Below are 25,436 nucleotides of genomic sequence, written 5' to 3'. Positions count from 1 at the left end.
GCGCAAGCCGCGCATTTCGGCGTTCAGCCGGGTTTGTGCACCATCAGCCAGTACACCACCAGCAGCGCGGCGAAGGCGGGGAAGCCCAGCGCGGTCCAGATCCGCTCGTAGCGCCAGTAGCGCGGCGGCAGGGCGGCTCCCGTGTCCGCCGCGATGGCGGCCATGTCGCGCATGCGTAGTTGCAGCCACACAACGGGCAGCCAGCAGGCGCCCGCCAGCAGGTAGAGCGCGATGGACCAGGCGATCCAGGTGGACGACATCGGATAGCCCGCCATGTGGATCATCCACAGGCCCGACAGCGGCTGGACGATGACCGACGGCGTGGTGAACCACCAGTCCGCGCGCGCGACCCATTTCGTCACGACCGCGATGGCCTGCGTGTTGCCGCTGCGGTTGGCGACGAACATGTAGAAGGCGGTGCCGAAGCCGGTGCCGAACATCAGCGTGGCGGACAGGATGTGCAGCCATTTCAACGCCAGATAGTCCATCTCAATTCCTTTCGTCGTGCAGCCGCCACAACACCAGCATCAAGGCCAGCAGCGGGATGTTTTTGCTCAGCGGCCCGAAGGGATGCAGCCAGAATTCCGGCAGGCAGAGCGTCATGGCCGCCGTGTAGCCGCCCACCAGGCACAGTTGCAAAGGCCACAGCCAGCGGCGCGGCCGCGGCAGCAGGGCGCAGCCGATGGCGGCGTCCAGCGCGCTCGCGCCCAGCAGCGCCGGCACGCGCAGCGCGGCGGGGACGCCGCAGGCGGCCAGCCACGCCAGGCTGTCGTTGTGGGGCCAGCCGAACCAGGAAACCCAGGCGGTCCACAGCCACAGGGCCGCCAGGCTGACGCGCGCCAGTGGCAGGGTCCAGGCCAGCACCGCGCGCGGCTTGTCGGCCGGCGCGGCGAAGGTGGCGGGATCGCGCGGCGGGCGGCCGAGCAGGGCGGCCATGCCGGCGGGATCGGCGGTGTTCGCCCCGGCCCCGCCCGCGTCCAGCATCGCCAGCGCGTCCGGCGTCAGCGGGCTGGCGGGATGCAGCGCGGCGAGGCGCGCGGCCAGGCCGGCCAGCGCCATGGGCAGCTTCAACGTGAGCGCCGTTCCTGCGCGCATGCCGCGCCGCAGGTCCGCCAGATACTCGCCGATGGCCAGCGCGCGCGGGCCGACCGCGGCCAGTTCCCTGATGCCGCCGTGCTCCGGACGCAGCAGCGCGGCCACCGCCGCCGCCAAGTCGTCGACGTGCACGGGCTGCACCAGTGCGCCGCGCGCCTCCGGCAGCGCCACGGCGGGCATCGTGGCCAGCGCCAGGAACAGCCGGCTGCTGGCGCCGTCCGCGCCGTAGACCAGGGATGGCTGGACGATGGTGTAGTCGAGGTCATGCCCGCGCAAGGCGTCCTCGCCCGCGCCTTTGCTGCGCCAATAGGCGGTCGCCGCGCGCGCGCCGCTGCCCAGCGCGGAAACGTGGATCACGCGGCGTAGGCCCATGCGCTCGCACGCTTCGAACAGCGCGGCGGGCGCCGTGTGGTGCACGCGCTCGTAGCCATCCGGTTCGCGGGCGCGGAAAACGCCGACGCAGTTCACCACCGCGTCCATGCCGGCCAAGTGCGGCGCCCACGCCGCGGCGGTCGCGAGGACCGTGAAATCAAGCTCGCGGCCGGCGCCCGTCACCGCGTGCCCGTCGGCGGCGAGCGCGCGCGCGATGTGGCTTCCTAGCAGGCCGGTGGCGCCGAGTATCAGGATACGCATCTTGTTTCCGTTATTTCTGTCATTACAGAAATAATAGAATGAAAGCCGTGCCAAGTCAAAGCCAGTTCTGTTAATGTGCTGCTTTTCCCGTTTTGGCGATCGCGATGACCTCCAGTTCCCCCCATGCCGGCCAATTGCTGCAACAGGCCGTGGCGCTGCACCAGCGCGGCGATCTGTCGCAAGCGCAGACGCTGTATGCGGAGGTGCTGCGGCGCGAGCCGGCCAATTTCGACGCGCTGCACATGATGGGCGTGCTGGCGCGGCAGGGCGGGGCGCCGGAGGCGGCGGTCGAACTGATCGGCCGGGCCATCGCCGTCGACGCCGGCAAGGCGGCGGCGCACTGCAACCTGGGCGCGGCCCTGCAGGACATGCGGCGCCACGAGGAGGCACTGGCCAGCTACGAGCGCGCGCTGGCCCTGCAACCGGACTACCCGATGGCGCTGGCCAACCGGGGCAACGCGCTGCGCCGGCTGGGCCGCGCGGAGGAGGCGCTGGCCAGCTACGACGCGGCGCTGGCGCTGCGGGGCGCCTACCCGGAGGCGCTGTGCAACCGCGGCGTCGCGCTGCATCTGCTGGGACGGGGCGGGGAGGCGCTGGACAGTTTCGGCCAGGCGCTGACGCTGCGTCCAGGCCACGCCGAATCCTACTGCGGCGCGGCGGTCGCCTTGCAAAGCCAGGGACGCCACGAGGAGGCGAAGGACGCCTACCGCAAGGCCATCGAGCTCAATCCGGACTACGCGGAGGCGTGGAGCGGCTACGGGACCCTGATGCAGCGCATGGGCGAATACAAGGAGGCGCTGGAGCGCCACGAGCACGCGCTGCGCCTGGATCCCGGCAGCGCGCCGGCGCGGCTGCACCGGGCCAACGCGCTGCGCGCGCTGAAGCGCAACGACGAGGCGGTGGCGGCCTACCGCGACGCGCTGGCCTGCGGGGCGGACGCGGCGTCGGTCGCCTACCAGCTGGCCGCGCTGGGCGAGCGGGAGGCGCCCGCAGCGCCGCCGCCGCAATACGTGGCGGCGCTGTTCGACCAGTACGCGGACGATTTCGACCACCACCTGCAGGACGTGCTGCAATACCGCGTGCCGCGGTTGCTGGCGCAGGCGCTGCAAGCGCATCTCGGCGCGGCGCCGGTCGACGCGATCGACCTGGGATGCGGCACCGGCCTTTGCGGCCCGCTGCTGCGCCCCCATGCGCGCGCGCTGGCGGGCGTGGACCTGTCGCCGCGGATGCTGGAGCTGGCGCGCCGCCGCGACGTCTACGACGAACTGGCATGCGGCGACGTCGTCGAATACCTGCACGACAGCCCGGGCGCATTCGGCCTGGCGGTGGCCGCCGACGTGTTCGTGTACCTTGGCGATTTGCAGCCGGTGTTCCGCGCCGCGCGGCAAGCGCTGCGGGGCGGCGGCCTGTTCGCCTTCTCGGTGGAGCGCCTGGACGCGGGCGACTACGCCTTGCAGCCCTCCGGCCGCTACGCCCACTCCGAGGCCTATCTGTGGTCGCTGGCGCGGGCGCACGGCTATACCGTCCACAGCCTCGCCCCCGCCACCCTGCGCCAGGACGAGGGCCGGGACATCCCCGGCCTCGTCGCCGTCCTTGCCAAGCAGCTTTGACTTCACTCAACGTGGGGCGGACGCAAGCGTCGCACAGTGGTGCTTTGCTTCTTGCGAGGTGTGATGTAATGCGTCACAATGGATATGATCAAGAGCTTCCGGCACAAAGGCTTGCAGGCGTTCTTCGAAACAGGCTCGACAAAGGGAATCTTGCCCGCGCACGCCAAACGGTTGGCGCGCATGCTGCTATTCATTGCCCGGGCAAGAGCGCCAGATGAGCTCGATATTCCTGGCTGGCGCCTGCATCCATTACACGGGCGCCTGCAGGGCTGGTGGTCGCTCACCGTCACCGGCAACTGGCGATTGATTTTTCGATTTTCCGGGACGGATGTGGAAATGCTGGACTATCTGGATTACCACTGAGAGGGGGGCGTCATGACTCAATTCAATCCTCCCCATCCGGGCGAAATTTTGCTGGAGGATGTGCTGCCCGCATTGAACATGAGTGGAACGGAGTTCGCGCGCCGGCTGGGGCTGGCGCGTGAAACCCTGTCTCGCATTATGCATGGCCGGGCGCCCATCAGTCCGGATCTGGCTGTACGCCTGGAGCGGGCGGGCGTGGGCAAGGCGCGGGTATGGCTTGCGGCCCAGGCGGACTACGATTTGTGGCATGCCGAACGTCGTCCGCAGCCCGCCATTGAACGGTTCGCGTCGATCGCCTGAACGTCGACCCGGACCGGGCCTTACTTCAATTCCCAGACGTATCGCATCTTCATCCAGGACCGCACCGGCTTGCCCTTGCTGGTGCCCGGCTTGAAGGCGCACTGCCGGATGCCTTCGCGCGCCGCCTCGTCCAGCGCCGGGTGGCCGCTGGATTTGTCGACGGTGGAATCGACCACCTTGCCGTCCTCGCCGATCAGGAACTTCAGCGTGACGGAGCCGGTTTCCTCGGCTTTCAGCGAGGCCTCCGGCCATTTCGGCTTGGCGCATGAATTGAAGTCGACCACGGCGCGGACGTCCGCCTTGACGGCCTTGGTTTCCGCCGTGGCGTTGGCGAGCCCGCCGAAACAGGCGACGGCCAGGCCGAGCGCGGGAATGGCGGCCTTCCAGTTGGCGCCTTGCGCTTCGGGACGTAACAGGCGTTTGATGCGTTCCATGAGATCTCCTCCATTGGCTGCGAGAGCCAGTTGCTGTGTTGAGAACTGGAGACGTTCCAGCTCCGAAAGGGCAAGGGCCAGGCGCCGCGGTTCGCCGAGCTTGCTTGCCGCGATATCGTCCGCGATCAGTTCGCGCTCGGCGATACGGCTGGACAGCCACCACACGGCGGGGTGGTAGAACAGCAGGATCTCGACCGCGTTCTGAAGCAGGTTGACCAGGTAGTCGTGGCGGCGCACGTGCGCCAATTCATGCGCCAGCAGCGCTTCCAGCAGGTCGGGCGGCATGCCGGTCAGCAGCGCGCCCGGCACCAGCACCACGGGCCGCCACCAGCCGGCCGTGACCGGGCTGGCCAGGGCGTCCGACACGCGCAGCCGCACGGGGCGCCGCACGCCGAAGCGCAGCGCCAGCCGGGACAGGCGTTCCTGCCAGTGCGGATCGGGCCCGCCATGGCGCGCGGTGCGCGCGATCCAGGCCAGGCCGGCGCCGGCGCGCAGGCTCAGCACGGCGATGCTGAGCGCCCAGGTGCCCACCAGCAATTCCAGGTGGCGGCCCATGGCGTCCAGCACGTGCATGCCGGCGGCGGAAGGCAGCGCCTCCGCCAGCGCGCTGGAATCGGTGCCGGCCGACGCGTCCATCAGCCGCCGCGCCAGCTGCAGCGCGGGCCAGGCCAGGCACGCCAGCAGCGCGGCCAGCACCAGCGCCTTGGCCGAGCCGGCGAAGGCGCGCTGCAGCAGGTACTGCAGCATATTGGTCTGCATCGCGTCCTTGGCCTGGGCGGCGCGTAGGTGTGAGAGCGCTGGCTTTCGTCCCGTATCAGCAGGCCCTTGCCGTGCATGATCTGCATCAGCCGCAGCACGGTGCCGTAGGCCACGTCCGGCCGCTCCAGCCGCATCGCCTCGTGCACCTGCTTGACGGTGGCAGAACCCAGGGGCCACAGCGTTTGCAGCAGGTCCAGTTCGGCGGGCGCGGGTTTGGGCGGGTCTACATCGATTGCAGGGCGAGGTGCAGGCGCGGCGCGGCCTGGGTGTAGCCGTAGTCGGCGGATTGCCGATGCAGGGCGCGCAGGCGGGCCCGCGGCGCGTCGCCCGGCGCGCGCAGCCATTGGGCGTACACGCGTATCAACTCGGTGTGGTGCGCGATCCAGGCGCAGCTTTCCTGCGCCGCGTAGGCCGCCAGCTGGTCCGCGTAGAACTCGGCCGCCACGGTGTCGCCGTCCAGCAGCGAGACCTCGGCCGCGCTCAGGTGGAAGCGGTAGCCGTTGTGCGCCAGGCAGTCGCGCGTCAGGTGGGCCGCGCCTTGCAGCAGCGCGCGCTTGCGCGTGGCGGGGTCGCGCGTGAACAGCGCCAGCGTGCCCAGCACCCAGGGGCCGATGAAGTTCTGCAATCGCAGCCGCTCCATCTGCTGCGCGGTGGCCAGGATCTGCCGCTCCGCCCGCGCGTGGTCGCCGCGCAGCCAGGTGACGCGGGCCTGGCTCTCCATCAGGAAAGTTTCGAAGCGGGAGCTGCCCAGCGCGCGCGCCAGGTCCAGGCCGTGTTCGACCTCTTGCGAGGCCTGGTCCAGCCGGCCGTCGGCCACAAGCGCCCAGCCGGCCGTCATGCGGGCGAAGGTCTCGGCGCGCTGGTTGCCGACCTGGCGCGCGATGGCGGCCGAGGCCAGCGCGTCGCGCGCGGCGCCGGCGGCGTCGCCGAGGTAGATGCGGGTCGAGCCCAGCGCGGCGCGGTTGGACGCCTCGATGTGCACGTAGCGGTGCCGTTCGCACATGGCCAGGCACTGGCCGAACAGCTCGTGCGCCTTGCGCATGCGGCCCTGGGCGTAGTACGAGTCGCCCACGCCGCTCAGCGCGCGCGCCTGGGTCTCGCTGGTGTCGCTGGCCTGCGCGTAGCGCGCCGCGTCCTCGTGGTAGCGGCGGCACTCGGCGTAGTTCCCGCGCGGGAAGTAGATATTGCCCTTCAGGTAGAGCAGCTTGCCCAGCGCCGCCTCTGCGCCGATCTCCAGCGCCAGCGGCACGGTCTCGTCCAGCAGCCGCTCCTCCTCCTCCAGCTCCTCCAGGATGTTGAGCGCGCCGGCCAGGCCGATCACGGCCTCGATCCGGTCGGCAGGGCGCCCGGCCAGCATCATCGCGTGCCGGTAGTACTGGCGCGCGTTGCCCATGTGGCCCATGCCGGCGCTGGCGTGCGCGCGCAGCAGGGCCAGCGGGAAGCTGCTGAAGCTGGTGGAGTCGGCCGCGTTGCAGGCCGCCGTCAGGTCCAGAGCGGCCTCGAACTGGTGCCGCTCCAGCCGGCCCCGGATGGCGGCCAGCATCATGTCCAGCGCGCCGGCGTCGTTGGCGCGGTACAGGTGGTGCGCGCACTGCGCGGCGTCGCGCGTGCGCCAGGCCTCGGCCGCCACCTTGTGCAGCTGGCGCAGCTGCGAGGGGTCGATGGTGTCGTAGATGCAGTGCATGACCAGGTCGTGCACGAAGCCGTACTCGCCGCCGCCGGCCGGCCGCAGCAGGCTGTCGCGGCCGTCCCGCGGCGCGTAGTCCGGCTGGCCCAGCGCGTCGCGCAGCAGGTCCAGCTGGAAGCGGGCGCCCAGCACGGCGGCCATGCGCAGCGCCCGCGTCTGCGCCGGCGGCAGGCCGTCCAGGCGGGCCTGGATCAGGTGCTTCAGGCTGTCCGGCAAGTGCTGGCCGGGGCTGGCCAGCAGCTGGGTCAGGAACAGGGGGTTGCCCTGCGCGCGTTCGACGCAGCGCCGGCGGTAGGCCGGATCGACGTCGCCGAACTGGTCGGCCAGCGCCGCCGCCTCGCGCGCCGCCATCGGCGCCAGGTCGAACACGGTCAGGCCCAGGTCGTCCATCTGCTGGCGCAGCGCCGTTTCCAGCGGATCGTTCTCGACCCGGGACGTGACCACCCACAGCACCGGCGCCTCGCGCGACAGCGCCAGCAAGGGGCCCAGCGCCTCGAACAGGTAGGGGTCGCCCCAGTGCACGTCCTCCAGCGCGATCAACTGCGGCTCCGTCATGGCCAGGCGCAGCACCAGCACCCGCAGCGCCTGGGCCCAGCCCTGTTCGCGCACCTCATGGCTCATGGCCGAATACAGCGCCTCCTGCTCCCCGCTCAGGCGCACGCCCGTCAGCACGTGGTAGAACAGCGCGGTGTCGGCCGGCAGGTAGAGCCGCGCCACCATCTCGGCGATGGCCTGCGAGTTGGCGGGCGCCTGCGGCCCCGGCGAGGCCGTCGGCGCGCCCAGGCCCAGCAGGCTGCGCGCCAGCTGTTCGAGCGGCGCGCGCCAGCCGTGCTCGGCGCCGGCGTCCTGCACCTCGGCGCGGTGGCAGCGCATGCCCTGCTGGCGCGCGATGTCGGCGAATTCCTGCGCCAGCCGGCTCTTGCCCACGCCGGCCATGGCGCGCAGGTAGACGACGTGGCCGCACTGGCTCTCGACCACGCTTTCGGCCACCGCCTTGAACTGGCGCGTCTCGGCGTAGCGGCCGATCAGCGGCGGCAGCCGGCTGGCGTCGCTGGCGGCCGGCTTGCTGAAGGCCAGGTAGCCGGCCAGCTCCCTGGCGTGGCCGGCGGGGCACTCCTCGAACAGGAAGCGTTGGTCCAGCAGCGGCAGCAGGTTGCGCGCCACGTACAGCGGCAGGCGGAAGGGCAGCACGGTGTGCGCCTGGGCCTGGGGCTGGGCTTGGCGGCCGCCGGCGCCGGGCAGGCGCAGGTCCGGCGCGCGGCCCTCGGCGGCGCCGTATTCCCAGCGCGCCAGCCGCAGCGCCATGGCGCGGCCGCCGTGGGTCAGCAGGTGGCGGTTCAGTTCGATGGCGCAGCGCATGCAGCGCTCGGCGTCGCTGCGGTAGGCCTGCGGCAGGCCGAACACGGCGGACAGCTGGCGGTCCCGCAGCGCGACCATGCGGCCGCCGAACTGCTGGACCACGCCGGCGATGTCGCGCACGGCCAGGCTGTCCGGCCGGGGCGGGGTGGCCAGCTCCACGTGCAGCATGACCACGTAGCGCACCACATCGTCGGCCACGGCCGCCGCCGGGCGGACTTGGGCGACGCCGTCGTCCGGCCAGGCCGCGTGCACGGCGGCGCCGGTGGACGGGGACGCGACGGGGAAAGTGTGGTCCAGGGCGTTCGCCGCCAGGGCGGCCGCGATGCGGGCGGGCAGGGCGGCGGGCGGGACGTCGTCGGTGGCGCCGGGGTCGGCCGGGGCGGCCGGGCCGGCGCCGGCCATCATCTGGTCCAGCGCCACGTTGAACACCTGCGCCAGGTGGCGCGCGGTGCGGTACAGCACGATCTTGCCGGTCTCGGCGCGCTTGATCGACGCGATCGACACGCACAGCTGGCGCTGGAAGCACAGGTCGGCCAGCGCCTCCTGGCTCAGTCCGCGCGCCTTGCGCAGGCGCTTGAGCAGGGCGGCGTCCAGCAGCACGCGGCCGTCCTGCGGCGGCGGTGTTTCAATGTTGTCAACTTGCGTCGTGTCGGGATGCATGGCCGTGCCACTATATCACCGGCCGGACGGCGGGCGCGCACTGGCTTGCGCATTGATATCAATACGCCACGATCCCGGCCAGCGGCCGCAGGGGCCGCAAAATGCGCTTGGCGGGGTTGGGCGCGGGGTCGTGCGGGACGAAGCCGGCGGTGAGGCTGTGCGCGTTGGTGCCCAGGTAGTTGCCGCGGATGGCGCCCACCACCCGCGCGCCCGATTCGAAGCGCAATTGCCCGACCAGCACGTAGGGCACCGACACCGTCGAGTACGTCAGCGCGATGGTGGCGCGCACCGAGGCGCGCGGCGGCACGTTGTAGGGCGTGTCGAAGGCCCAGTCGGTCAGGCGCGTGATGGCGCAGTTGGCCACGTACTCGACCGGCTCGTCCGACATCACGAAGCTGTCGCCGGACACGGCCGGCACGCCGTGGCGGTACTCCACGTCCGGCCCCAGCGCGGCGGCCGGGGTGTTGGTCCAGGACGACGTTTCCGTCACCGCCACCGAGCCGGCCAGCGTGCGCGCGGCGGTGGCGGCGCCGGGGTTGACGACCGTTTCGCTGTACTGGCTGGCCGGGCTGGTGCGCAGCACGCAGGCGTTGCCGAAGTCGTATTCGATGTGCAGCACCTCCTCGATGCTGAGCACGCGGTCGGTGACGGTGGAGGCCCACACCACGCCGCGGCTGTCGTCCGGCCCGGCGCCGGCGCGGATCGAGAAGTTGCCGTCGTCCTGCATGGCGGCGTAGAAGCGCCGGCCCTGGGCCGTGATCTGCGTGCCCCAGTGCCAGCCGCAGTTGTGCGCCAGGTCGGCGCCCTGGTAGATGCAGAAATTGCCGTCGCTTTGCACCAGCGCGAAGTAGCGGCCCCGGTCGCCGCCCTTGCGGCTGCTCCACAGCAGGCCCTGCTCGTCGGTGGCGTCGATGCCCCGGTACACGCGCACGGTGCCGTCGCCCTGCAGCGTGGCGAAGAACAGGCCGTTGTCGGACACGATGTAGTCGCCCACGTGCATGATCTGGTTCATCGGCAGGTGGCCGTTGAAGCGCCGTCCGCCATGGGAGGGGCAGGGCGGGGAGGCGATGACGTCGTGTTCGAGGTGCATGATGGGGCGGCGGAGGTGGTCAGCCCGCAGTATCGGCCGCCCGGGACGCCGCGGACAGGGCAGCGCGGTCTCAGTTCGGTATCAGTTGCGTTTGGCCATGCCCTGGCCGAGAATGGCTCACCGCATCCGGCGCAGTGCCGGGCCGGATCTCGCGCAAAGGAACACGCTTGGCATCCCATCTGGAACTGGCCGCGAACGCGGTGATGACGCTGGCCATCGTCCTGGCCGGCCGCAACAACATCCATTCGTGGTGGCTGGGCGTGCTGGGCTGCGGCCTGTTCTCTGCGCTGTTCTACGGCGTCCAGCTGTACGCCGACGTGGCGCTGCAGCTGTTTTTCATCGCCACCTGCCTGATCGGCTGGCGCCAGTGGGCGCGCGGCGGCGGCGGGGCGCCGCTGCCCATCGCCTCGGTGCGGGCGGCGACGATGGCGTGGATGACGCTGGCCGGCGTGGCGGGCGCGGCCGCCTACGGGCTGATGCTGCACCGCTACACCAACGCCTACGCGCCCTTCGTCGATTCCACGGTGCTGGCCTTCAGCATCCTCGCGCAGCTGCTGCTGATGGCGCGGCGCGTCGAGACCTGGCCCGTGTGGCTGCTGGTGAACGCGATCTCGGTGCCGCTCTACCTCAGCCGCGGCTTGCGGCTCACCGCGCTGCTGTACGCGGGCTACTTCGTCAACGCGCTGGTGTCGTGGTGGTGGTGGCGCCGGCGCATGGCGGCCGGCCAGGCGGCCTAGCCGGGCGGGCAAGAGCGGGCGGGCAAGAGCGGGCTCAGCCGCGGGACGCGTCGTCCGCCTCGGCGCGCTGGCGGTACACGCTGGGCGTCACGCCCATGCGTTCGCGGAAGGCGGTGGCGAAGTTGCCGGCGTTGTTGAAGCCGATCAGCAGCGCGATGTCCTGGACGTCGATCTCGGTGTCGCGCAGCAGCTGTTCGCCGCGCAGCAGGCGCTCCTCGCGGATGAAGGCGAACACCGTCATGCCGGTCCGCTCGCGGAACAGCTGGGACAGCTTTTCGCGGTAGGTGCCCACGCTGCGGGCGATCTCGGACAAGCTGGGCAGGGCCGCCAGGTTGTCGGCGATCAGGCGCTTGGCGGCGCTGACGATCACCGCGTCCGGATCGGCGGGCGCCTCGGGCGGCGCGGCGGCGCCGGCCTGCGCGGCCGGCGCCCGGCGCATCAGGTTCAGGTGCACGTGGATGCGCGCGGCCAGTTCGCCCGGGGTGAAGGGCTTGGCGACGAAATCGACGCCGCCGATCGACAGGCCCATGATGCGGTCCTCGGCCGCGTCGGCGCCGCTGAGGAAGATCACGGGGATGTCCTGCGTGGCCGGGTTGGCCTTGAGCAGGCGGCAGCAGGTGTAGCCGTCCATGCTGGGCATGCGCACGTCCAGCAGGATCAGGTCGGGCTGGTTGGCCAGCGCCAGCTGGTAGCCCTGCAGGCCGTTGAAGGCCACCGAGACGCGGTAGGGCAATTCGCTCAGCAAGTCCACCAGCATGCGCTGCTCGAACGCGGAATCGTCCACGATCAGGATACTGCGTACTTGAACGTCGCTGGAAAGATACATGGCCGACAGAAAAAAAAGTTGACACCGCGTTGTTGCCTATTATGCCTATCTTTCAAAAAAAGTTACTGCCTTTCTCCGCTTGCAAAAGTGTTGTCGCGTTTGGCAAAAGCGCGCGGCGCGCGAATGGCCAATAATTGGCCCGGTAAGTTGTAACTCGGTAATTCAGAAGCGGGTCGGATCGCCGCCGCAAGGCGCCGGAAGCTACCAAATAACTAGGCTGTGGTTTTTGGATAGACTTTTGATGCCTTTTACGGGGGAAACTCTTACCTGCGCAGATCACCCATACCGCGTGATCTGGTCGACCGTGAACTAAGGAGAAGCATATGAAACATACCGATTTTGGCCGCATGCCTTGCCCGATTGCCCGCAGCCTGGGAAAAGTGGGGGAGTGGTGGAGCATCCTGATCCTGCGTGACGCCTTCTACGGGCTGACCCGTTTCGACGAGTTCGAGAAGAGCCTGAAGATCGCCCCCAACATGCTGACGCGCCGCCTGGCCGGTCTGGTCGAGGGCGGACTGATGGAGCGCCGCCAGTACAGCGCCCGGCCGCCCCGCTACGAGTACGTGCTGACCAAGGCGGGCCGCGATTTCAAACCCGTGCTGCTGGCCTTCGTGGCCTGGGGCAACGACCATCTGGCCCCCGAGGGCGCCAGCCTGCTGGTGGTGAGCCGCGAAACCGGCAAGCCGGCCGACCAGGTGCTGGTGGACGCGCGCACCGGCCTGGCCATCAACGACGAGGACTACATGTTCGCGCCCGGCCCGGCCGCCAACGAGATCATGCGCATGCGCCTGGACGAGATGGGGCGCCGCGGCGTGCAGTGAGTGTGACGAAACGGACCCGCGGGTCCGTTTTTTTTTCACCGTTTTTTCACAGTTGCTCGTGGACGGCGTTGGCGACCCTGGTCAGTTCGGTCTTGTCCAGGACGCCCGACAGCGCGTAGCCGTAGCTGCCGTCTATCCAATAGAACACCCGCACCTGGCCCTCCTGCGCGTAGCGGAAGCCGGTGTCCTTGCCGCCGTGCTGGCCGGACGACACATACAGCGTCAGCCGCTGTCCGGTGGCGTCGGCGTACATGAACTGCGCCACCGGCCCGCTGTCGCCCGGCAGCAGCCTGCCGCCCACCAGTTCGTAGCCCAGCGGTGTCAGCCGCGGCGGCCGCAGTTGCGTGCCCAGGCGTTTCGACAGCCACGCCACCAGGTGCGCCTCCTGGTCCGCGCCCACCTCCACCGGATGCCGCACCTCGGGGCTGTACACGCTGTGCGCCAGCGCGGCGCGGTAGGCCAGGCCGGGGCCGCCGGACGCGCGCGTCTGGGCCACGACGGCCGCGTCCTGCGCCAGGTTGTCGTGCGCCACCCAGCCCAGCGCGGCGCCGCCGAACATCAGCGCCAGGCCGGCGGCGTAGCGCCGCGCCGGCCAGCCCCAGCGGTCCCAGCCGCGCGGACGCAGCATGCCGCGCGGTATCGTCTCGTCCAGCACCGGGCCGTACAGCGCGCGCAGCGCCACGTTCTGGCGGCGGTAGGCGTGCAGCCGCTCGGCCTCCTGCGGATGGTGCTCCAGGTAGTTGTCGACGTCGGCGCAGCGCGCCGGCGCCAGGCGGCCGTCGACCCAGGCCTGCAGCTCGGCTTCCGTCACGGGGTTCATTTCACCACCTTCAAGGTCGTGACCGGGGCCTGGCCCAGCATCAGCAGCCGCAGCCGCTCCCGCGCGCGCGACAGGCGCGACATCACGGTGCCGGGCGGGATCTGCAGCACGGCGGCCACCTCCTGGTACGTCATCTCCTCCAGCGCCACCAGCAGCAGCACCTCGCGCTGCTCGGCCGGCAGCTGCTGCAGCGCGGCCTGCATGTCGCGGATCTCCAGGCGGTCCGTGTGCGGCGTGGACTGCTGCGGCTCGGCGCCCAGCTCCTCGGTCTGCAGCGACGGCTGGCGCAGCCGGTCCACATGCAGGTTGTGCATGATGCCGAACAGCCAAGGCCGCATGTCGCTGTCCCGGTGCCAAGACGACAGCTTGCGCCAGCCGCGCTCCATGGTGTCCTGCACCAGGTCGTCGGCGCTGGCGCGGTCGCCCAGCAGCGCGCGCGCGTAGCGCCGCAAGCGGGGGATGCACGCCACCAGGCTGTTGCCGTCGTCTTGCACGATGCGCTCCTCGGTTCCGGTTTAGTCCTTCACGACGTGCCACACGTCCTTGAAGTTGTCGCCGGTGCGCTCGCCGGGTTTGGCGTCCTTGGCGAACAGGTACAGCGGCTTGCCCTTGTAGGCCAGCTGCTTGCTTCCGTCGTCGCGCGTGACCACCGAATACGGTTCGCTCACCTTGTCCGGCGCCGGCACGGCGGGCCAGTTCTGGATGCACGGGCCGCTGCAGGCGCTTTTGCCGGCGCTGTCCTTGTCGAAGGTGTAGACGGTCATGCCGGCGGCGTCGACCAGCACGCCGTCGACTTTTTTCAGCTGCGCGTGGGCGCTGCCGGCGAGGGTGAGCGACAGGACGGCGGCGGCGGTGGCGAAGATTCTCATGGCGGCTCCTATATACGGTTGGATTGAATACGGTTGGATTGATTCCGTTGGTTTGGGGGACTTGCCATTGCGTATACGTAAGCTGCGGCCCCTTTATTCCATCCCGCGTAGAATTTTGTGCACATTAGAAGAATAGATCAAAAGCAGGGACCTGGTAGTGACGTTCAACCAACACAGGAGATCCATATGAACAAGGCAAAACTCGCGATCGCCATCGCGGCCATGCTGGGGGCCATGGGCGCCCAGGCGGAGACGCTGGCCAAGGCCGACCAGCGCATGCTGGCGCAGATGGCGCAAGCCAACATGGCGGAGATCGAGGCCGGCAAGATCGCGCTGCAGAAGTCGCAGAACAACGAGGTGAAAGCCTTCGCCCAGAAAATGATCGACGACCATGGCAAGGGGCTGCAGGAGGTGCAGGCCGTGGCGCAGAGCAAGAACGTGACGCTGCCGACCGAGCCGGACGCCAAGCAAAAGGCGCTGGCCAAGAAACTGAACCGCCTGTCCGGCGACGCCTTCGACCGCACTTACACCGCCGAGGCCGGCGCCAAGGCGCACAAGGCCACCCACGCCTTCGTGCAAAAGGTGCAGACCGACGCCAAGGACGCCGACGTGAAGGCGCTGGCCGCCAAGCTGGAGCCGACCGTGGCGCAGCACCTGGGCCATGTGGAGACCTTGACCGCCACGCTGCAGAGCGGCGCCCCGCGCACCGCCGCCACTCCCGACAACGCGATGGACACCAGCGGCGCCTCGGGCGCAACCAGCGCGACCGGCGGCAGCGGCGCCGGCACCAGCTCGGCCAAGACGCCCAAGCCCAAGGCGTCCGCCGACAAGACCAGCGGCAACACCGACCATCCGGACAATCCGCAAAACCCGGTCGGCAAGTCGCCCGTCAAGCAATAGGCAAGCGGGGGATGGCGGACGCGGCCCGCACGCGCGGCGGCGCCATGGGTACAATGGTTGCCCATGCTCGCCATCCTTTCCGTCACCTTCCCCTTCTTCGCGCTGGTCCTGTGCGGCTACGTGGCCGTGCGGCGCAAGATGCTGCCGCTGTCGGCCATTCCCGGCCTGAACAGCTTCGTGCTGTTTTTCGCGCTGCCGTGCATGCTGTACCGCTTCGGCGCCGGCACCCCCATCACCCAGCTGCTGGACGTGGGCGTGCTGACCGTCTACCTGGGCGTCGCGCTGCTGATGGTGGCCATCACCACCGCCGCCACGCTGAGCCACCGCATCGACTGGAACAACGCCGCCTTCGGCGCGCTGGTGGCGGCCTTTCCCAACAACGGTTTCATGGGCGTGCCGCTGCTGCTGGCGCTGGTCGGACCGCGCTCGTCGGGGCCGGTGATCCTGTCCATCGTGGTCGACATGGTGATCACCAGCTCGCTGTGCATCGCGCTGTCGCGGCTGGGCGTGGGCAACTGGCGCAGGGCGCTGGTCAGCGCCCTCAAGGGCGTGCTGACCAATCCCATGCCCTGGGCCATCGCGCTGGGCGCGATCACGTCGGCGGCCGGCCTGGCCCTGCCCAAACCGATGCTGCAGACGGTGGGCCTGCTGGCCGACGCCGCGTCGCCGGTGGCCCTGTTCACCATCGGCGCCGTGCTGGCCCGGTCCCAGATGAGCACGGCGGACCCGACCCCGCTGCGCGAGTACGTGCCGGTGGCGCTGAAGAAGCTGGTGCTGCATCCGCTGCTGATGTGGACCGTGGGCCACGGCGCCATCATGCTCGGCCTGCCGCTCGAGCGCGACGCCTTGACCGTCATCGTGCTGGTGGCCTGCCTGCCCAGCGCCAGCAACGTGGCGCTGCTGTCCGAACGCTTCGGCGCCAACACCGGGCGCATCGCGAGGATTATCCTGGTGTCAACTAGTTTATCTTTTTTTACATTCTCGGCGGCGGTCGCAGTATTCCGCTGAACTGTGGAATAATGCGTGGGCGCCGATTAGTGCGCTGCGGCAATAAGCCTTGAGGGATGTGGTTTTGGAAATGTTCGCGCTCGATGAAGCGCTGGCGCGTTGGGACCTGGAGTTGCCTTCTTTGCAAGGCGCTGCACGGCTGGCGCGGCTGGCGGAGCTCGCCTGGCATCTGCGCCAGCGCGACGTCGCGCGCGCGCGCGCCCTGGGCCTGGAGGCGGCCGCCCTGATGCCGCCGGCCCCGCCCGGGGAGGACGGCCCGCCGCTGGCCGCCCGCTTCGCGCTGATCGAGGCCGAGGCGCAATGGCTGGCCGGCCGGCTCGACCAGGCGCAGGCGCTGGCGGCGCAGGCGCTGCTGGCGTTCGAGCGCCAGGGCGACGCGCTCGGCCGCGCCGACGCGCACTGGCTGCAGGCGTGGATCGCCACCGACCGCGGCGACTCCGCCGTCAGCGACGGCGAACTGGCGATCGCCTCGGCCGACGCGCGCGCCGGTGGCGACCTGGTGCGCGCCGACGTGATCGACGCCGCCGCCGCGCTGTTCTGCGTGTTCCGCAACCTGCAGGAGGCCAACGCCCGCTGGGGCCAGCGCTTCGGCGATGTCGCCGACGCCCATCCGGCGGTGGCCGGCTGGGTGGCCGACTACCACGGCGTCAGCGCCTTCCAGGCGGCCGACTTCGGCCGCGCCGTCGGCCAGCTGATGCTGGCCTTCGAGGCGGCCATGGCCACCGGCCAGCTGCGCCGCGCCATCAACATCGCCACCAACATCGGCAACGGCTTCACCAGCCTGAACGCGCACGACGCCGCGCTGGAATGGATGCAGCGCGCCCTGGCGCTGGCGCGTCCCACCGGCTGGCCGATGAGCGTGGGCCTGTGCCTGATGCAGACCTCGGAAACCCTGCGCCACCTGGGCCAGCGCGAGGCGGCCAAGGAATTGCTGGCGGAGGCGCTGCGCACGCTGGAGCCGCTGTCCGGTTCGCGCGCCTACGCGGTGGCGCTGGAATACCAGGGCGACCTGTGCCTGGACCTGGGCGACGCGGCGGGGGCGCTGCGCAGCTTCACGCTGCTGCGCGAGCGCGGCGAACAGCTGGGACAGAGCGACTTCAAGAGCGGCGCGCGGCGCGGCCAGGCGCACGCGCTGTCGCAGCAGGACCGCGCCGAGGAGGCGCTGGCGGCGGCGCTGTCGGCGCTGCGGCTGGCGCGCGACGTCGACGACGTCTACAACCAGATCGCCGCGCTGCGCGTGCTGGCGCAGATCCACTCGCGCCACGCGCTGCCGGCGCCGCCGGACATGGCGGCGCCGAACCCGGTGCTGCACTACCTGCAGCAGGCGATGACGGTGGCCGCCACCCTGGACGGCTACCCGGTGCCGGCCGCGCTGCTGGACGCGGCCGCGCGCGAATACGCCGCCACGGGCGACCACGCCAGGGCCTACGCGATCGCGCTGCAGGCCTGCGCCGTGCGCGACCAGACGCACAGCCAGGAGGCCACCAACCGCGCCATCGCCATGCAGGTGCAATACCAGACCGAGCGCGCGCAGACCGAGGGCGAGCACCACCGCCAGCTGGCGGCCGCCGAGGCCGAGCGCGCCGAGGTGCTGCAGAGCACCAACGCCACGCTGGCCCACCTGAGCGCGATCGGCCAGGAGATCACCGCCCACCTGGACGCCGCCGCCGTGTTCCGCGCGCTGGACCGGCACGTGCACGGCCTGCTGGACGCCACCCATTTCTCCATCTTCCTGCTGGAGCCGGACGGCGGCACGCTGCGCTGCGCCTTCGGCGTGGAGGCCGGCTTCATGCTGCCGGCGACGCGCTTCGCGCTGGACGATCCCAAGGCCAATTCGTCGCGCTGCGTGCGCGAGCGGCGCGAGATCATGATCGAGCTGGAGGAGGACGGCGACACGCCGGCCCTGATCCCCGGCACGCTGCAGACCCTGAGCCTGCTGTTCGCCCCGCTGCGCGTGGGCGAGCGCGTGCTGGGCGCGATGACGGTGCAATCGCTGCACGCGCACGCCTACGGCGAACGGGAACTGCTGATCTTCCGCACCCTGTGCGCCTATGGCGCCATCGCGCTCGACAACGCCAGCGCCTACCGCCAGGTCGCCGCGACGCAGGCGCAGCTGCTGGAAAAGAACGTCGAGCTCGAGCGCGCCTACAAGGCGCTGGAGGAGGTCAGCCTCACCGACCAGCTGACCGGGCTGCGCAACCGCCGCTTCTTCCTGCAGCACGTGGACGGCGACGTCGCCATGGCGCTGCGCCGCTACGACTACCCGATGCTGCAGGACGCCGATCGCGACGCCTGCACCGACAAGGACCTGGTGTTCTTCATGGTCGACCTGGACCACTTCAAGGAAGTGAACGACCGCTACGGCCACGCCGCCGGCGACGCCGTGCTGGTGCAGGTGCAGGAGCGGCTGCGCGAGGTGTTCCGCGAGTCCGACCACCTGATACGGTGGGGCGGCGAGGAGTTCCTGGTGCTGGCGCGCGCCACCGACCGCGAGGAGGCCAAGGTGGTGGCCGAGCGCGTGCGGCGCGCGGTGGCCAACCGCGACTTCCAGCTGCCGGACGGCACCACCCTGAGCAAGACCTGCTCGATCGGATTCGCCTGCTTCCCCTTCCTGCCGCTGCAGCCGCGGTTGCTGAGCTGGTCGCAGGTGGTCGAGCTGGCCGACCTGGGACTGTACATCGCCAAGCACTCCGGGCGCAACGCCTGGGCCGCGCTGTACGGCACCGAGACCACGCGCGCCGAGGGCCTGTTCCAGCGCATGACGCAGCAACTGGAGCGGACCGTCGCCGGCGGCGAGGTCCGGGTCGTCACCAACCTGGTCCATCCCCCCATGCTGCGCGGCGAGCGCCGCCGCGTCGGCCTCTCCAGCGACCTCGCCTAGCGGCCTGCCCGTCCCCAAGCGCCCAGGGCCTATTTTCCCCCGCGGCAAAAAGCGCCCAGGGCTATTTGCCGCCGCAATACCCCGTGCGGACTAGCCGCGCCATAGGGGGCGGGCTGTGGAACTGGCGCCGCGGGCCGTAAATGGCCCTGGGCGATTTTTTCCGGGTGGGAATAATAGCCCTGGGCGCTTTTTGGCGTCAGGAAACGGGGGGCTCGATGGCGATCTCGGCCTTCAGGGAGTTGGCGATGTAGCACTTGTCGTGCGCCTCGTGGTGGATGGCGGCGATCTCGTCCTCGTCCGGCCAGTCGGCGCCGGCGAACACGATGGCCGGGCGCAGCGTGATGCTGGTCATCGCCATGCGGCCGGCGCCGTCTTTTTCCAGCAGGCCGATGGCGTGGTCGCTATAGCTTTCCACCACGTGGCCGCGCCTGGCCGCCAGCGACAGGAAGAACAGCATGTGGCAGCTGGAGGCGGCCGCCACCAGCGCCTCCTCGGGGTCGACGTTGTCGGCGTTCGACATCGGCAGCGGCACCGACAGCGGCGACGAGGACGCCGGCACCCGCAGGCCGCCGTCGAATATCCATTCATGCGCGCGGCTGTAGCGCTGGTCGAGGAAGTTCTGGCCGTTGCGCTGCCATTCCAGTTTCGCTTCGAATTCCATGACGGTCCCCCAGGCTGTATTGGAGCCGCTATCTTAATGTAGACTGCTCGCCTCCGCCGCACTTCCCGCATAGCCATGACCATACACCGCTGCAACTGGGCCAATCCCGCCAATCCGCGCTACGTCGCCTACCACGACGAGGAGTGGGGCCTGCCTTGCCACGACGAGCTGCGCCTGTTCGAGATGCTGAACCTGGAGGGCGCGCAGGCTGGACTGAGCTGGGAGACCATCCTGAACAAGCGGGACGGATACCGCGCCGCCTTCGACAACTGGGACGCGGAGAAGATCGCCGCCTACGGCCCGGACAAGGTGGCCGAGCTGCTGGCCAATCCCGGCATCGTGCGCAACCGGCTCAAGGTGGCGGCGGCCATCACCAACGCGCAGGCCTATCTGCGCCTGCGCGCCGAGGGTGGCAGCCTGGACCGGCTATTGTGGGACTACGTCGACGGCAAGCCCATCGTCAACGACATCGCCAGCCAAGAGGACCGCATGGCCAAGACGGCGCTGTCGGACCGCATCTCCAAGGACCTGGCCAAGCGCGGCTTCAAATTCGTGGGTTCGACCATCGTCTACGCCTACATGCAGGGCATCGGCATGGTCAACGACCACGACGCGGCCTGCTTCCGCCACGCCGAGTGCCAGCTGCCGTGACGCGCCGCTTCGTCCTGCTCGACACCGCCTTCGGCGACGGCGGGCATTTCCTGGCCACCCGCGCGGCCTGGACCGCCCGCCCGGACCAGGCGCACGCCTTGCACTACCTGGCGCTGCTGCCCGCGCTGCCGGACGCCGCCGCCATCGCCGACGCCGGCCTGCGCGCGGTCTGGCCCGTCAACGTGCCCGGCTTCCACCGTCTGGCGCTGGACGATGGGCGCGTCACCCTGGATCTGCTGGTGGGCGACATCGAGGAGACCCTGCCGCAGATTGAGGCGCGGGTGGACGCCTTCCATCTGCCGCGGCCCATCGCGCCCATGCGCGCGCTCGCGAAGCTGGCGCTGCCCGGCGCCACCTTGCGGCTGCTCGGCGCGTCCGAGGCGGATTTGAAAGCGCTGCGTTCCGCCGGTTTCGAGTGGCAGCCTCCAACCTCGGCCGCGCCAACGCCAACGCCAACGCCAACGCCAACGCCAACGCCGACGCCGACGCCGACGCCAACGCCAACGCCAACGCCAACGCCAACGCCGACGCCGACGGCCACGCCCATGCCGACGCCGACGCCGACGGCCACGTCCGCGTCCACACCTGCGGCCACGCCCGCGTCCTCGCCTGCGGCCACGCTTGCGTCCGCGATTCAGCCCGGCGCGCACGAGGTCAACGCCATCTTCACCAGCCGCAAGCCGCAGCCGCCCCGCGCGCCGGAGCCGCTTAGGGAGGCCATCGTCATCGGCGCCGGCATGGCGGGATCGGCCGCGTGCGAGCGTCTGGCCGCGCGCGGCTGGCGCGTCACGCTGATCGAGCGCCACGCCGCAGCCGCGCAGGAAGCGTCCGGCAACCGCGCCGGCATCTTCATGCCACTGCTGTCGAAAGACGACAACATCCCCACGCGCCTCAGCCGCGCCGCCTACCTGTACGCGATGCGCCACTGGGCTAGCCTGGGCGGCCTGCTGCCGACGGCCCCGCTCGGCGCCGGAGACGCGGGCGACGCGGGTGCCAGCCAAGGCCAACCAACTGGCCCCGGCCCATCGCGCGATCCGGACCGCCCGGGCGGCGCGCCTGCCCAGCCCATCGCCGGCCATGCCTGCGGCGTCCTGCAACTCGCCCGCGACGCCGACCACGCCGAGCTGCAACGCCAGATCGTCGCGGCCTGGAACTACCCGCCCGAATACGTCCGCTGGCTGGACGCGCCGGAGGCCGCCGGCCTGCTGGGCGCGCCCACGCCCCATGGCGGCTGGCTGTTCGGCCAGGGCGGCTGGGCCAACCCGGCGTCGATCTGCCGCGCCATGCTGGACGCTTGCGGCACGCAACTGACGCGCATTTACAACGCCGAGGCGCTGCTGCTGGAACGCGACAACGGGCTGTGGCAAGTGCGCACCGCCGGCGGCGCCCTGCTGGCCTCGGCTCCCACGCTGATCCTGGCCAACGGCGCCGGCGCGCGCGCGATCGCGCAAAGCGCCGATCTGCCGCTCTACACCATGCGCGGCCAGGTCACCCACCTGGACGAGCGACAATTCCCCCGCCTGCCGCTGGTGGTCTGCCGCGAAGCCTACATGACGCCGCCCGTGCAGGGCGTCGCCAGCGTCGGCGCCACCTACGACAGCGACACCGACCCGGCCCTGCGCCCCGCCAGCCAGCGCGAGAACATCGAGCGCGCCCGGGAAATCCTGCCCGGCGCGCTGCCGGACGAGCCGCCGCTGGCCGGCCGCGTGGGCTTCCGCTGCATGGCGCCGGACCGCCTGCCCCTGGTGGGCGCGCTGCCCGACCACGCCCACGCCTCCCGCGTGGAGCGCCTGCGCGACGTGCCGCGCCACCCCGGCCTGCACTGCCTGCTGGGCTACGCCTCGCGCGGCCTGATCTGGGCGCCGCTGGCCGCCGAGCTGCTGGCGGCGCGGCTGGAAAACGAGCCGCCGCCGCTGGAGGCCACGCTGGCGGCGGCGCTGGATCCCGCGCGTTTCCTGCTCAAGTCCCGCCGGAAAGAGCGTGCATAGGTATAATGGATGGTCGGTATTTATTGCCCCGTGGAGACACACCCTATGGAAGACCAAGCGGGTTCACCCGAGCTGTTTCTGTTCCTGGCATCGACCGCGCATGACATGAAGAACTCGATCAGCGTCCTCAGCGGCACGCTGGAGAGCCTGCTGGGCAACGCGGATGAACAGGACGCCAACCACCCCGCTTATCCGCGCATGGCGCAGATGCTGTACCAGACCAAGCGCCTCAACGACAACCTGATGCAGTTGCTGGCCCTGTACAAGCAGGTCGGCAAGCCGTCCTATCCCTTCGACCCCCATCCGCAGCGCGTCTCCGAGCTGGTGCAGCAGGTGGCCGGCCAGTCGAAGGTGCTGCTGGCCTCCAAGGGCATCACGCTGCAAACCGAGTTCTCCGACGACCTGATCTGGACCTTCGACGAGGACCTGATCATCGGCATGCTGGCGCACGCGATCAACAACGCGGTGCGCTACACGCACGACACGATACGCGTCGCCGTGGCGGAAAAGGACGGCTACCTGGAGGTGCGGGTCGAGGACAACGGCGCCGGCTTCCCGGAGGCGATGGTGCAGGCCGGCGTGTCGGCCATGAACGGCGCCACCAGCGGCGTCGACTTCATGACCAACAGCAGCGGCCTGGGCCTGTATTTCGCCAGCGAAGTGGCGAAAATGCACAAGCACCGCCAGCGCGGCGGCGCGATCCGGCTGGAAAACGGCGGCCCGCTGGGCGGCGGCTGCTTCGTGCTGACTTTGCCCTGAGGCGCGGCATGCAGATGTTCGCCAAGCCCGCCGCCGTCGAAGTCGCCGCCATCGACTGGACCGAGAAGCGCTACCTGATCGTCGACGACTTCGTCGGCATCCGCCAGCTGCTGCGCGAGACGCTGCGCAACATCGGCGCCAAGCACTTCGACCAGGCCGCCAGCGGCGGCGAGGCCATGATCATGCTGGGCAAGACCCAGTACGACGTGGTGCTGTGCGACTACAACCTGGGCGAGGGCAAGAACGGCCAGCAGGTGCTGGAGGAATGCCGCATCCGCAACCTGCTCACGCCCAGCAGCGTGTGGCTGATGGTGTCGGCCGAGAAGAGCGTGGAGTCCGTGATGGGCGCCGCCGAGCACCAGCCGGACGCCTACATCATCAAGCCGATCACCGAGGGCGTGCTGCTCACGCGCCTGAACCGCGCGTGGCAGAAGAAGCAGATCTTCGCCGAGATCGACCAGGCCTTCATGGAGAAGGACTACCTGCGCGCGGCGCGCCTGTGCGACGAGCAGATCGCCGTCAACAAGCTGCACGAGGTGGACCTGCTGCGCATGAAGGCCACGCTGCTGCTGAAGGCCGGCGAGCCGGAAAAGGCGCGCAAGGTCTACGAGCGGGTGCTGGACGAGCGCGAATACAACTGGGCCCGCACCGGCTTGGCCAAGATCCGCATGAACAACGGCGACCACGAGACGGCGCGCCAGATGTTCCAGGGCGTGATCGGCGAGAACCGCTTCTACATCGACGCCTACGACCAGCTGGCCAACGCCTACCAGCTGATGGGCAAGCTGGAGGAGGCCTGCGACGTGCTGGAGAAGGCGGCCAAGCTGTCGCCCAACTCGGTCACGCGCCAGCGCAACCTGGGCAACATGGCGCTCAAGCTGGGCAACATCCCGCTGGCCGAGCGCGCCTTCCGCAAGTGCATCCAGATCGGCGAGTACTCGGTGCTCAAGACGGTGGACGCCTATTTCGGCCTGGCCCGCGTGTGCGGGCAGAAGAACGATCCGAAGGAGGCCTTGCAGGTGCTGACCATCGCGCAGCGCGAGTTCACCGGCGAAATGGTGCAGCTGCGCTCGAAGATCACCGAGGGCCTGGTCTACCACGAGAGCGGCGACTACCGGCGCGCGCGCAAGTCCGGCGACGAGCTGGAGGAAATGCTGAACGACGACCCCGAGCGGCCCGACACGCCCACCTGCATGGAGATGGCGACGCTGCTGTTCGCGGTCGGCGTCAAGGACGCGCCGGTGGAGCTGCTGTGCTACGTGATCCGCAACAACCACGACAACATGGTGCTGCTGGAGGAGGTGCAGGGCATCTTCGACAAGGCGCGCATGAGCGAGGAGGGCGCGGAGCTGATCCAGTCCTCGCGCAAGGAGGCGGCCGACATGATGAACAAGGGCGTGCTGCTGTGGAAGACCGGCAAGCTGTCCGAGGCGGTGGACTGGATGCGCACGGCGCGCGAGGCGCTGCCGAACAATATGCGCATCCTTTTCAACTCGGCGCAGATACTGATTTCGTTCATGCAGAAGAACGGCTTTTCCCAGCCGCTGATGGACGAGGCCAATGGGGTCCTGATGCACGTGGACCGCATTGCGCCGGGCCAGCAACGGTTCGCTCAACTGATCGAACAGCTGGCCATGCTGATGCCGTCGCGCCATGCGCACGACGAGGCGGAAGGCAACAACGAGGACGAAGACGAGGCCGAGGCTGACACCGAAGAGTAGTTGATGTCGTTTTTAAAATCACAAAAAGGAGGGCGACACATGCGCGATATCGCGAAAGAGGTCTACGATAAAATGAAGGTTGGCGCGGCGGCCTGGATACGGCCGGTGGCGGCCAAGGGCGACACCATCGAGAGTTTCCAGTCGGCGTACGACAGCGCCAAGGCGCTGGCGGACGAGGAATTGATCCAGATAGTGAAGGTGCAGCGGAAGGACGGGCAGATCGAGGCGATCCGCATACAGCGGCTGGCCTGACGCCGGCGCAACACGGCGGCGCTCCCCAATGCCGTCAAGTTAAGCGGCGGAAGTCGTTATCTCGCCGTCCCCGCGCAGGCTCCCCACCTGCGCCCGCGCCTTCGCGCCCAACCTTGCGCCTCCAGCGTGCGGGCCGCCGCGTTGCCGGCGGTTCCGCGCACAGCGCCGCCCGGTGCTGCTTGTTGATTCGACGCAACTTGCCAGCGTGCAAAACCTCAATAATGGGCACTCGATACGATTTGCTGTACGGAATCCAAGGGGGCAGCCATGGACGCAGGCAGGACGATCACCGGCTTGGAGGCGCTATCCATCCTGGGCCTGGAGAGCCAGGGCAACCGGCTGCTGCGCATGGCCTTCCCGCGGGGAGACGGCCCTAAAGGGACGGTCATGCTGGTCGACACGCTGGACGCGGAGGAATCGATGTCGCGTGACTTCCGCTTCGAGGTCGGCGTGCTGTCGGACGACGCGCGCATCCCGCTCAAGGCCATGATGGCGCGGATGGTGACGGTCTCGCTGGTGCGCGACGACGGCACGCTGCGCCACTTCAACGGC

The 25,436-nt window shown here is 69.8% G+C and carries 24 protein-coding genes and 1 pseudogene; 14 read left to right on the top strand and 11 right to left on the bottom strand.

Annotation, left to right across the window (positions count from 1 at the left end; all coding sequences use genetic code 11):
- Nucleotides 1–23: 23 nt before the first annotated feature.
- Together BM436_RS17430 and BM436_RS17425 are read right to left on the bottom strand one after the other, a co-directional pair.
- Nucleotides 24–488 carry a DUF2269 family protein gene (locus BM436_RS17430; protein ID WP_093556803.1) on the bottom strand — a complete coding sequence of 155 codons (465 nt, stop codon included), beginning with the start codon at nucleotides 486–488 and terminating at the stop codon, nucleotides 24–26.
- Between the two features lies 1 nt (nucleotide 489).
- Nucleotides 490–1,728 (bottom strand): SDR family oxidoreductase, encoded by a 1,239-nt coding sequence (locus BM436_RS17425; protein ID WP_093556802.1) that lies wholly within the window; start codon nucleotides 1,726–1,728, stop codon nucleotides 490–492.
- Nucleotides 1,729–1,832: 104 nt separating this feature from the next.
- Between BM436_RS17425 and BM436_RS17420 the strand changes: the two genes are divergently transcribed.
- From BM436_RS17420 to BM436_RS17410, 3 genes are all read left to right on the top strand, one after another.
- Nucleotides 1,833–3,338, top strand: a complete 1,506-nt coding sequence (locus BM436_RS17420) for a tetratricopeptide repeat protein (RefSeq protein ID WP_093556801.1) — start codon at nucleotides 1,833–1,835, stop codon at nucleotides 3,336–3,338.
- 84 nt (nucleotides 3,339–3,422) lie between these two features.
- Nucleotides 3,423–3,701, top strand: coding sequence for a type II toxin-antitoxin system RelE/ParE family toxin (locus tag BM436_RS17415; protein WP_093556924.1), 279 nt, complete (start codon nucleotides 3,423–3,425; stop codon nucleotides 3,699–3,701).
- A 12-nt stretch (nucleotides 3,702–3,713) separates the two neighbouring features.
- A complete protein-coding gene (locus tag BM436_RS17410) occupies nucleotides 3,714–4,001 on the top strand; it encodes a HigA family addiction module antitoxin (protein WP_093556800.1) in 288 nt (95 codons plus the stop codon).
- A 20-nt stretch (nucleotides 4,002–4,021) separates the two neighbouring features.
- On the opposite strand, the gene BM436_RS17405 is transcribed toward BM436_RS17410, so the two are convergent.
- The 4 genes and pseudogenes from BM436_RS17405 to BM436_RS17395 all read right to left on the bottom strand — a co-directional run bounded on the left by BM436_RS17405 (nucleotide 4,022) and on the right by BM436_RS17395 (nucleotide 9,990).
- Nucleotides 4,022–5,134, bottom strand: coding sequence for a M56 family metallopeptidase (locus BM436_RS17405; protein WP_229490448.1), 1,113 nt, complete (start codon nucleotides 5,132–5,134; stop codon nucleotides 4,022–4,024).
- A pseudogene (locus BM436_RS37895) lies at nucleotides 5,117–5,427 on the bottom strand (BlaI/MecI/CopY family transcriptional regulator); the annotation flags it as partial. The gene BM436_RS17405 and the pseudogene BM436_RS37895, both read right to left, overlap by 18 nt.
- The gene (locus tag BM436_RS17400; RefSeq protein ID WP_093556799.1) at nucleotides 5,418–8,900 is read right to left on the bottom strand and encodes a tetratricopeptide repeat protein; all 3,483 of its coding nucleotides are present in this window, start codon (nucleotides 8,898–8,900) and stop codon (nucleotides 5,418–5,420) included. The gene BM436_RS17400 and the pseudogene BM436_RS37895, both read right to left, overlap by 10 nt.
- Before the next feature lie 58 nt (nucleotides 8,901–8,958).
- The gene (locus BM436_RS17395) at nucleotides 8,959–9,990 is read right to left on the bottom strand and encodes a hypothetical protein (RefSeq protein ID WP_093556798.1); all 1,032 of its coding nucleotides are present in this window, start codon (nucleotides 9,988–9,990) and stop codon (nucleotides 8,959–8,961) included.
- A 167-nt stretch (nucleotides 9,991–10,157) separates the two neighbouring features.
- On the opposite strand from BM436_RS17395, the gene pnuC reads away from it, so the two are divergent.
- Nucleotides 10,158–10,727 carry a nicotinamide riboside transporter PnuC gene (gene pnuC, locus BM436_RS17390; protein ID WP_093556797.1) on the top strand — a complete coding sequence of 190 codons (570 nt, stop codon included), beginning with the start codon at nucleotides 10,158–10,160 and terminating at the stop codon, nucleotides 10,725–10,727.
- Between the two features lie 34 nt (nucleotides 10,728–10,761).
- Here pnuC and BM436_RS17385 read toward each other — a convergent pair whose 3' ends face one another.
- Nucleotides 10,762–11,553: a response regulator transcription factor gene (locus BM436_RS17385; RefSeq protein ID WP_093556796.1), complete on the bottom strand. Its 792-nt coding sequence runs from the start codon at nucleotides 11,551–11,553 to the stop codon at nucleotides 10,762–10,764.
- Between the two features lie 323 nt (nucleotides 11,554–11,876).
- Between BM436_RS17385 and BM436_RS17380 the strand changes: the two genes are divergently transcribed.
- Nucleotides 11,877–12,374: a winged helix-turn-helix transcriptional regulator gene (locus BM436_RS17380; protein WP_093556795.1), complete on the top strand. Its 498-nt coding sequence runs from the start codon at nucleotides 11,877–11,879 to the stop codon at nucleotides 12,372–12,374.
- 46 nt (nucleotides 12,375–12,420) lie between these two features.
- Here the strand turns inward: BM436_RS17380 and BM436_RS17375 are convergent, their stop codons facing one another.
- From BM436_RS17375 to BM436_RS17365, 3 genes are read right to left on the bottom strand one after another with little or no spacing between them, the layout of a single operon-like run.
- Nucleotides 12,421–13,194 (bottom strand): anti-sigma factor family protein, encoded by a 774-nt coding sequence (locus BM436_RS17375; protein WP_093556794.1) that lies wholly within the window; start codon nucleotides 13,192–13,194, stop codon nucleotides 12,421–12,423.
- Nucleotides 13,191–13,688: an RNA polymerase sigma factor gene (locus tag BM436_RS17370; protein ID WP_093556793.1), complete on the bottom strand. Its 498-nt coding sequence runs from the start codon at nucleotides 13,686–13,688 to the stop codon at nucleotides 13,191–13,193. Before BM436_RS17370 ends, BM436_RS17375 begins: the two co-directional genes overlap by 4 nt.
- A 21-nt stretch (nucleotides 13,689–13,709) precedes the next feature.
- Complete coding sequence (locus BM436_RS17365) at nucleotides 13,710–14,063, bottom strand: COG4315 family predicted lipoprotein (RefSeq protein WP_093556792.1); 354 nt, start codon at nucleotides 14,061–14,063, stop codon at nucleotides 13,710–13,712.
- Between the two features lie 186 nt (nucleotides 14,064–14,249).
- On the opposite strand from BM436_RS17365, the gene BM436_RS17360 reads away from it, so the two are divergent.
- The 3 genes from BM436_RS17360 (at nucleotide 14,250) to BM436_RS17350 (ending at nucleotide 18,852) form a co-directional block, all read left to right on the top strand.
- Nucleotides 14,250–14,963 (top strand): DUF4142 domain-containing protein, encoded by a 714-nt coding sequence (locus BM436_RS17360; protein ID WP_093556791.1) that lies wholly within the window; start codon nucleotides 14,250–14,252, stop codon nucleotides 14,961–14,963.
- A gap of 63 nt (nucleotides 14,964–15,026) precedes the next feature.
- Nucleotides 15,027–15,971, top strand: coding sequence for an AEC family transporter (locus tag BM436_RS17355; protein WP_093556790.1), 945 nt, complete (start codon nucleotides 15,027–15,029; stop codon nucleotides 15,969–15,971).
- 70 nt (nucleotides 15,972–16,041) lie between these two features.
- Nucleotides 16,042–18,852: a sensor domain-containing diguanylate cyclase gene (locus BM436_RS17350; protein ID WP_093556789.1), complete on the top strand. Its 2,811-nt coding sequence runs from the start codon at nucleotides 16,042–16,044 to the stop codon at nucleotides 18,850–18,852.
- A gap of 196 nt (nucleotides 18,853–19,048) precedes the next feature.
- Here BM436_RS17350 and BM436_RS17345 read toward each other — a convergent pair whose 3' ends face one another.
- Entirely contained in the window at nucleotides 19,049–19,513 is a 465-nt protein-coding gene (locus BM436_RS17345; RefSeq protein WP_093556788.1) for an OsmC family protein, read from the bottom strand.
- Nucleotides 19,514–19,588: 75 nt separating this feature from the next.
- Between BM436_RS17345 and BM436_RS17340 the strand changes: the two genes are divergently transcribed.
- The 6 genes from BM436_RS17340 to BM436_RS17315 form a co-directional block, all read left to right on the top strand.
- Entirely contained in the window at nucleotides 19,589–20,164 is a 576-nt protein-coding gene (locus BM436_RS17340; protein ID WP_093556787.1) for a DNA-3-methyladenine glycosylase I, read from the top strand.
- Complete coding sequence (gene mnmC1 / locus BM436_RS17335; protein ID WP_093556786.1) at nucleotides 20,161–22,152, top strand: FAD-dependent 5-carboxymethylaminomethyl-2-thiouridine(34) oxidoreductase MnmC1; 1,992 nt, start codon at nucleotides 20,161–20,163, stop codon at nucleotides 22,150–22,152. Before BM436_RS17340 ends, mnmC1 begins: the two co-directional genes overlap by 4 nt.
- A 45-nt stretch (nucleotides 22,153–22,197) precedes the next feature.
- Nucleotides 22,198–22,911 carry a sensor histidine kinase gene (locus BM436_RS17330; protein ID WP_093556785.1) on the top strand — a complete coding sequence of 238 codons (714 nt, stop codon included), beginning with the start codon at nucleotides 22,198–22,200 and terminating at the stop codon, nucleotides 22,909–22,911.
- 8 nt (nucleotides 22,912–22,919) lie between these two features.
- Nucleotides 22,920–24,632: a tetratricopeptide repeat-containing response regulator gene (locus tag BM436_RS17325; RefSeq protein ID WP_229490436.1), complete on the top strand. Its 1,713-nt coding sequence runs from the start codon at nucleotides 22,920–22,922 to the stop codon at nucleotides 24,630–24,632.
- A gap of 39 nt (nucleotides 24,633–24,671) precedes the next feature.
- Entirely contained in the window at nucleotides 24,672–24,884 is a 213-nt protein-coding gene (locus BM436_RS17320; protein WP_093556784.1) for a hypothetical protein, read from the top strand.
- Nucleotides 24,885–25,151: 267 nt separating this feature from the next.
- On the top strand, nucleotides 25,152–25,436 hold a 285-nt coding region (locus tag BM436_RS17315), incomplete at its 3' end, for a contractile injection system protein, VgrG/Pvc8 family (RefSeq protein WP_259741435.1).

Source organism: Pseudoduganella namucuonensis (assembly GCF_900116645.1).
In the GTDB taxonomy this organism is placed as follows: domain Bacteria; phylum Pseudomonadota; class Gammaproteobacteria; order Burkholderiales; family Burkholderiaceae_D; genus Rugamonas; species Rugamonas namucuonensis.
The sequence above is the reverse complement of the archived record's forward strand: the minus strand, read 5'-3'. Positions and strand labels throughout refer to the sequence as shown.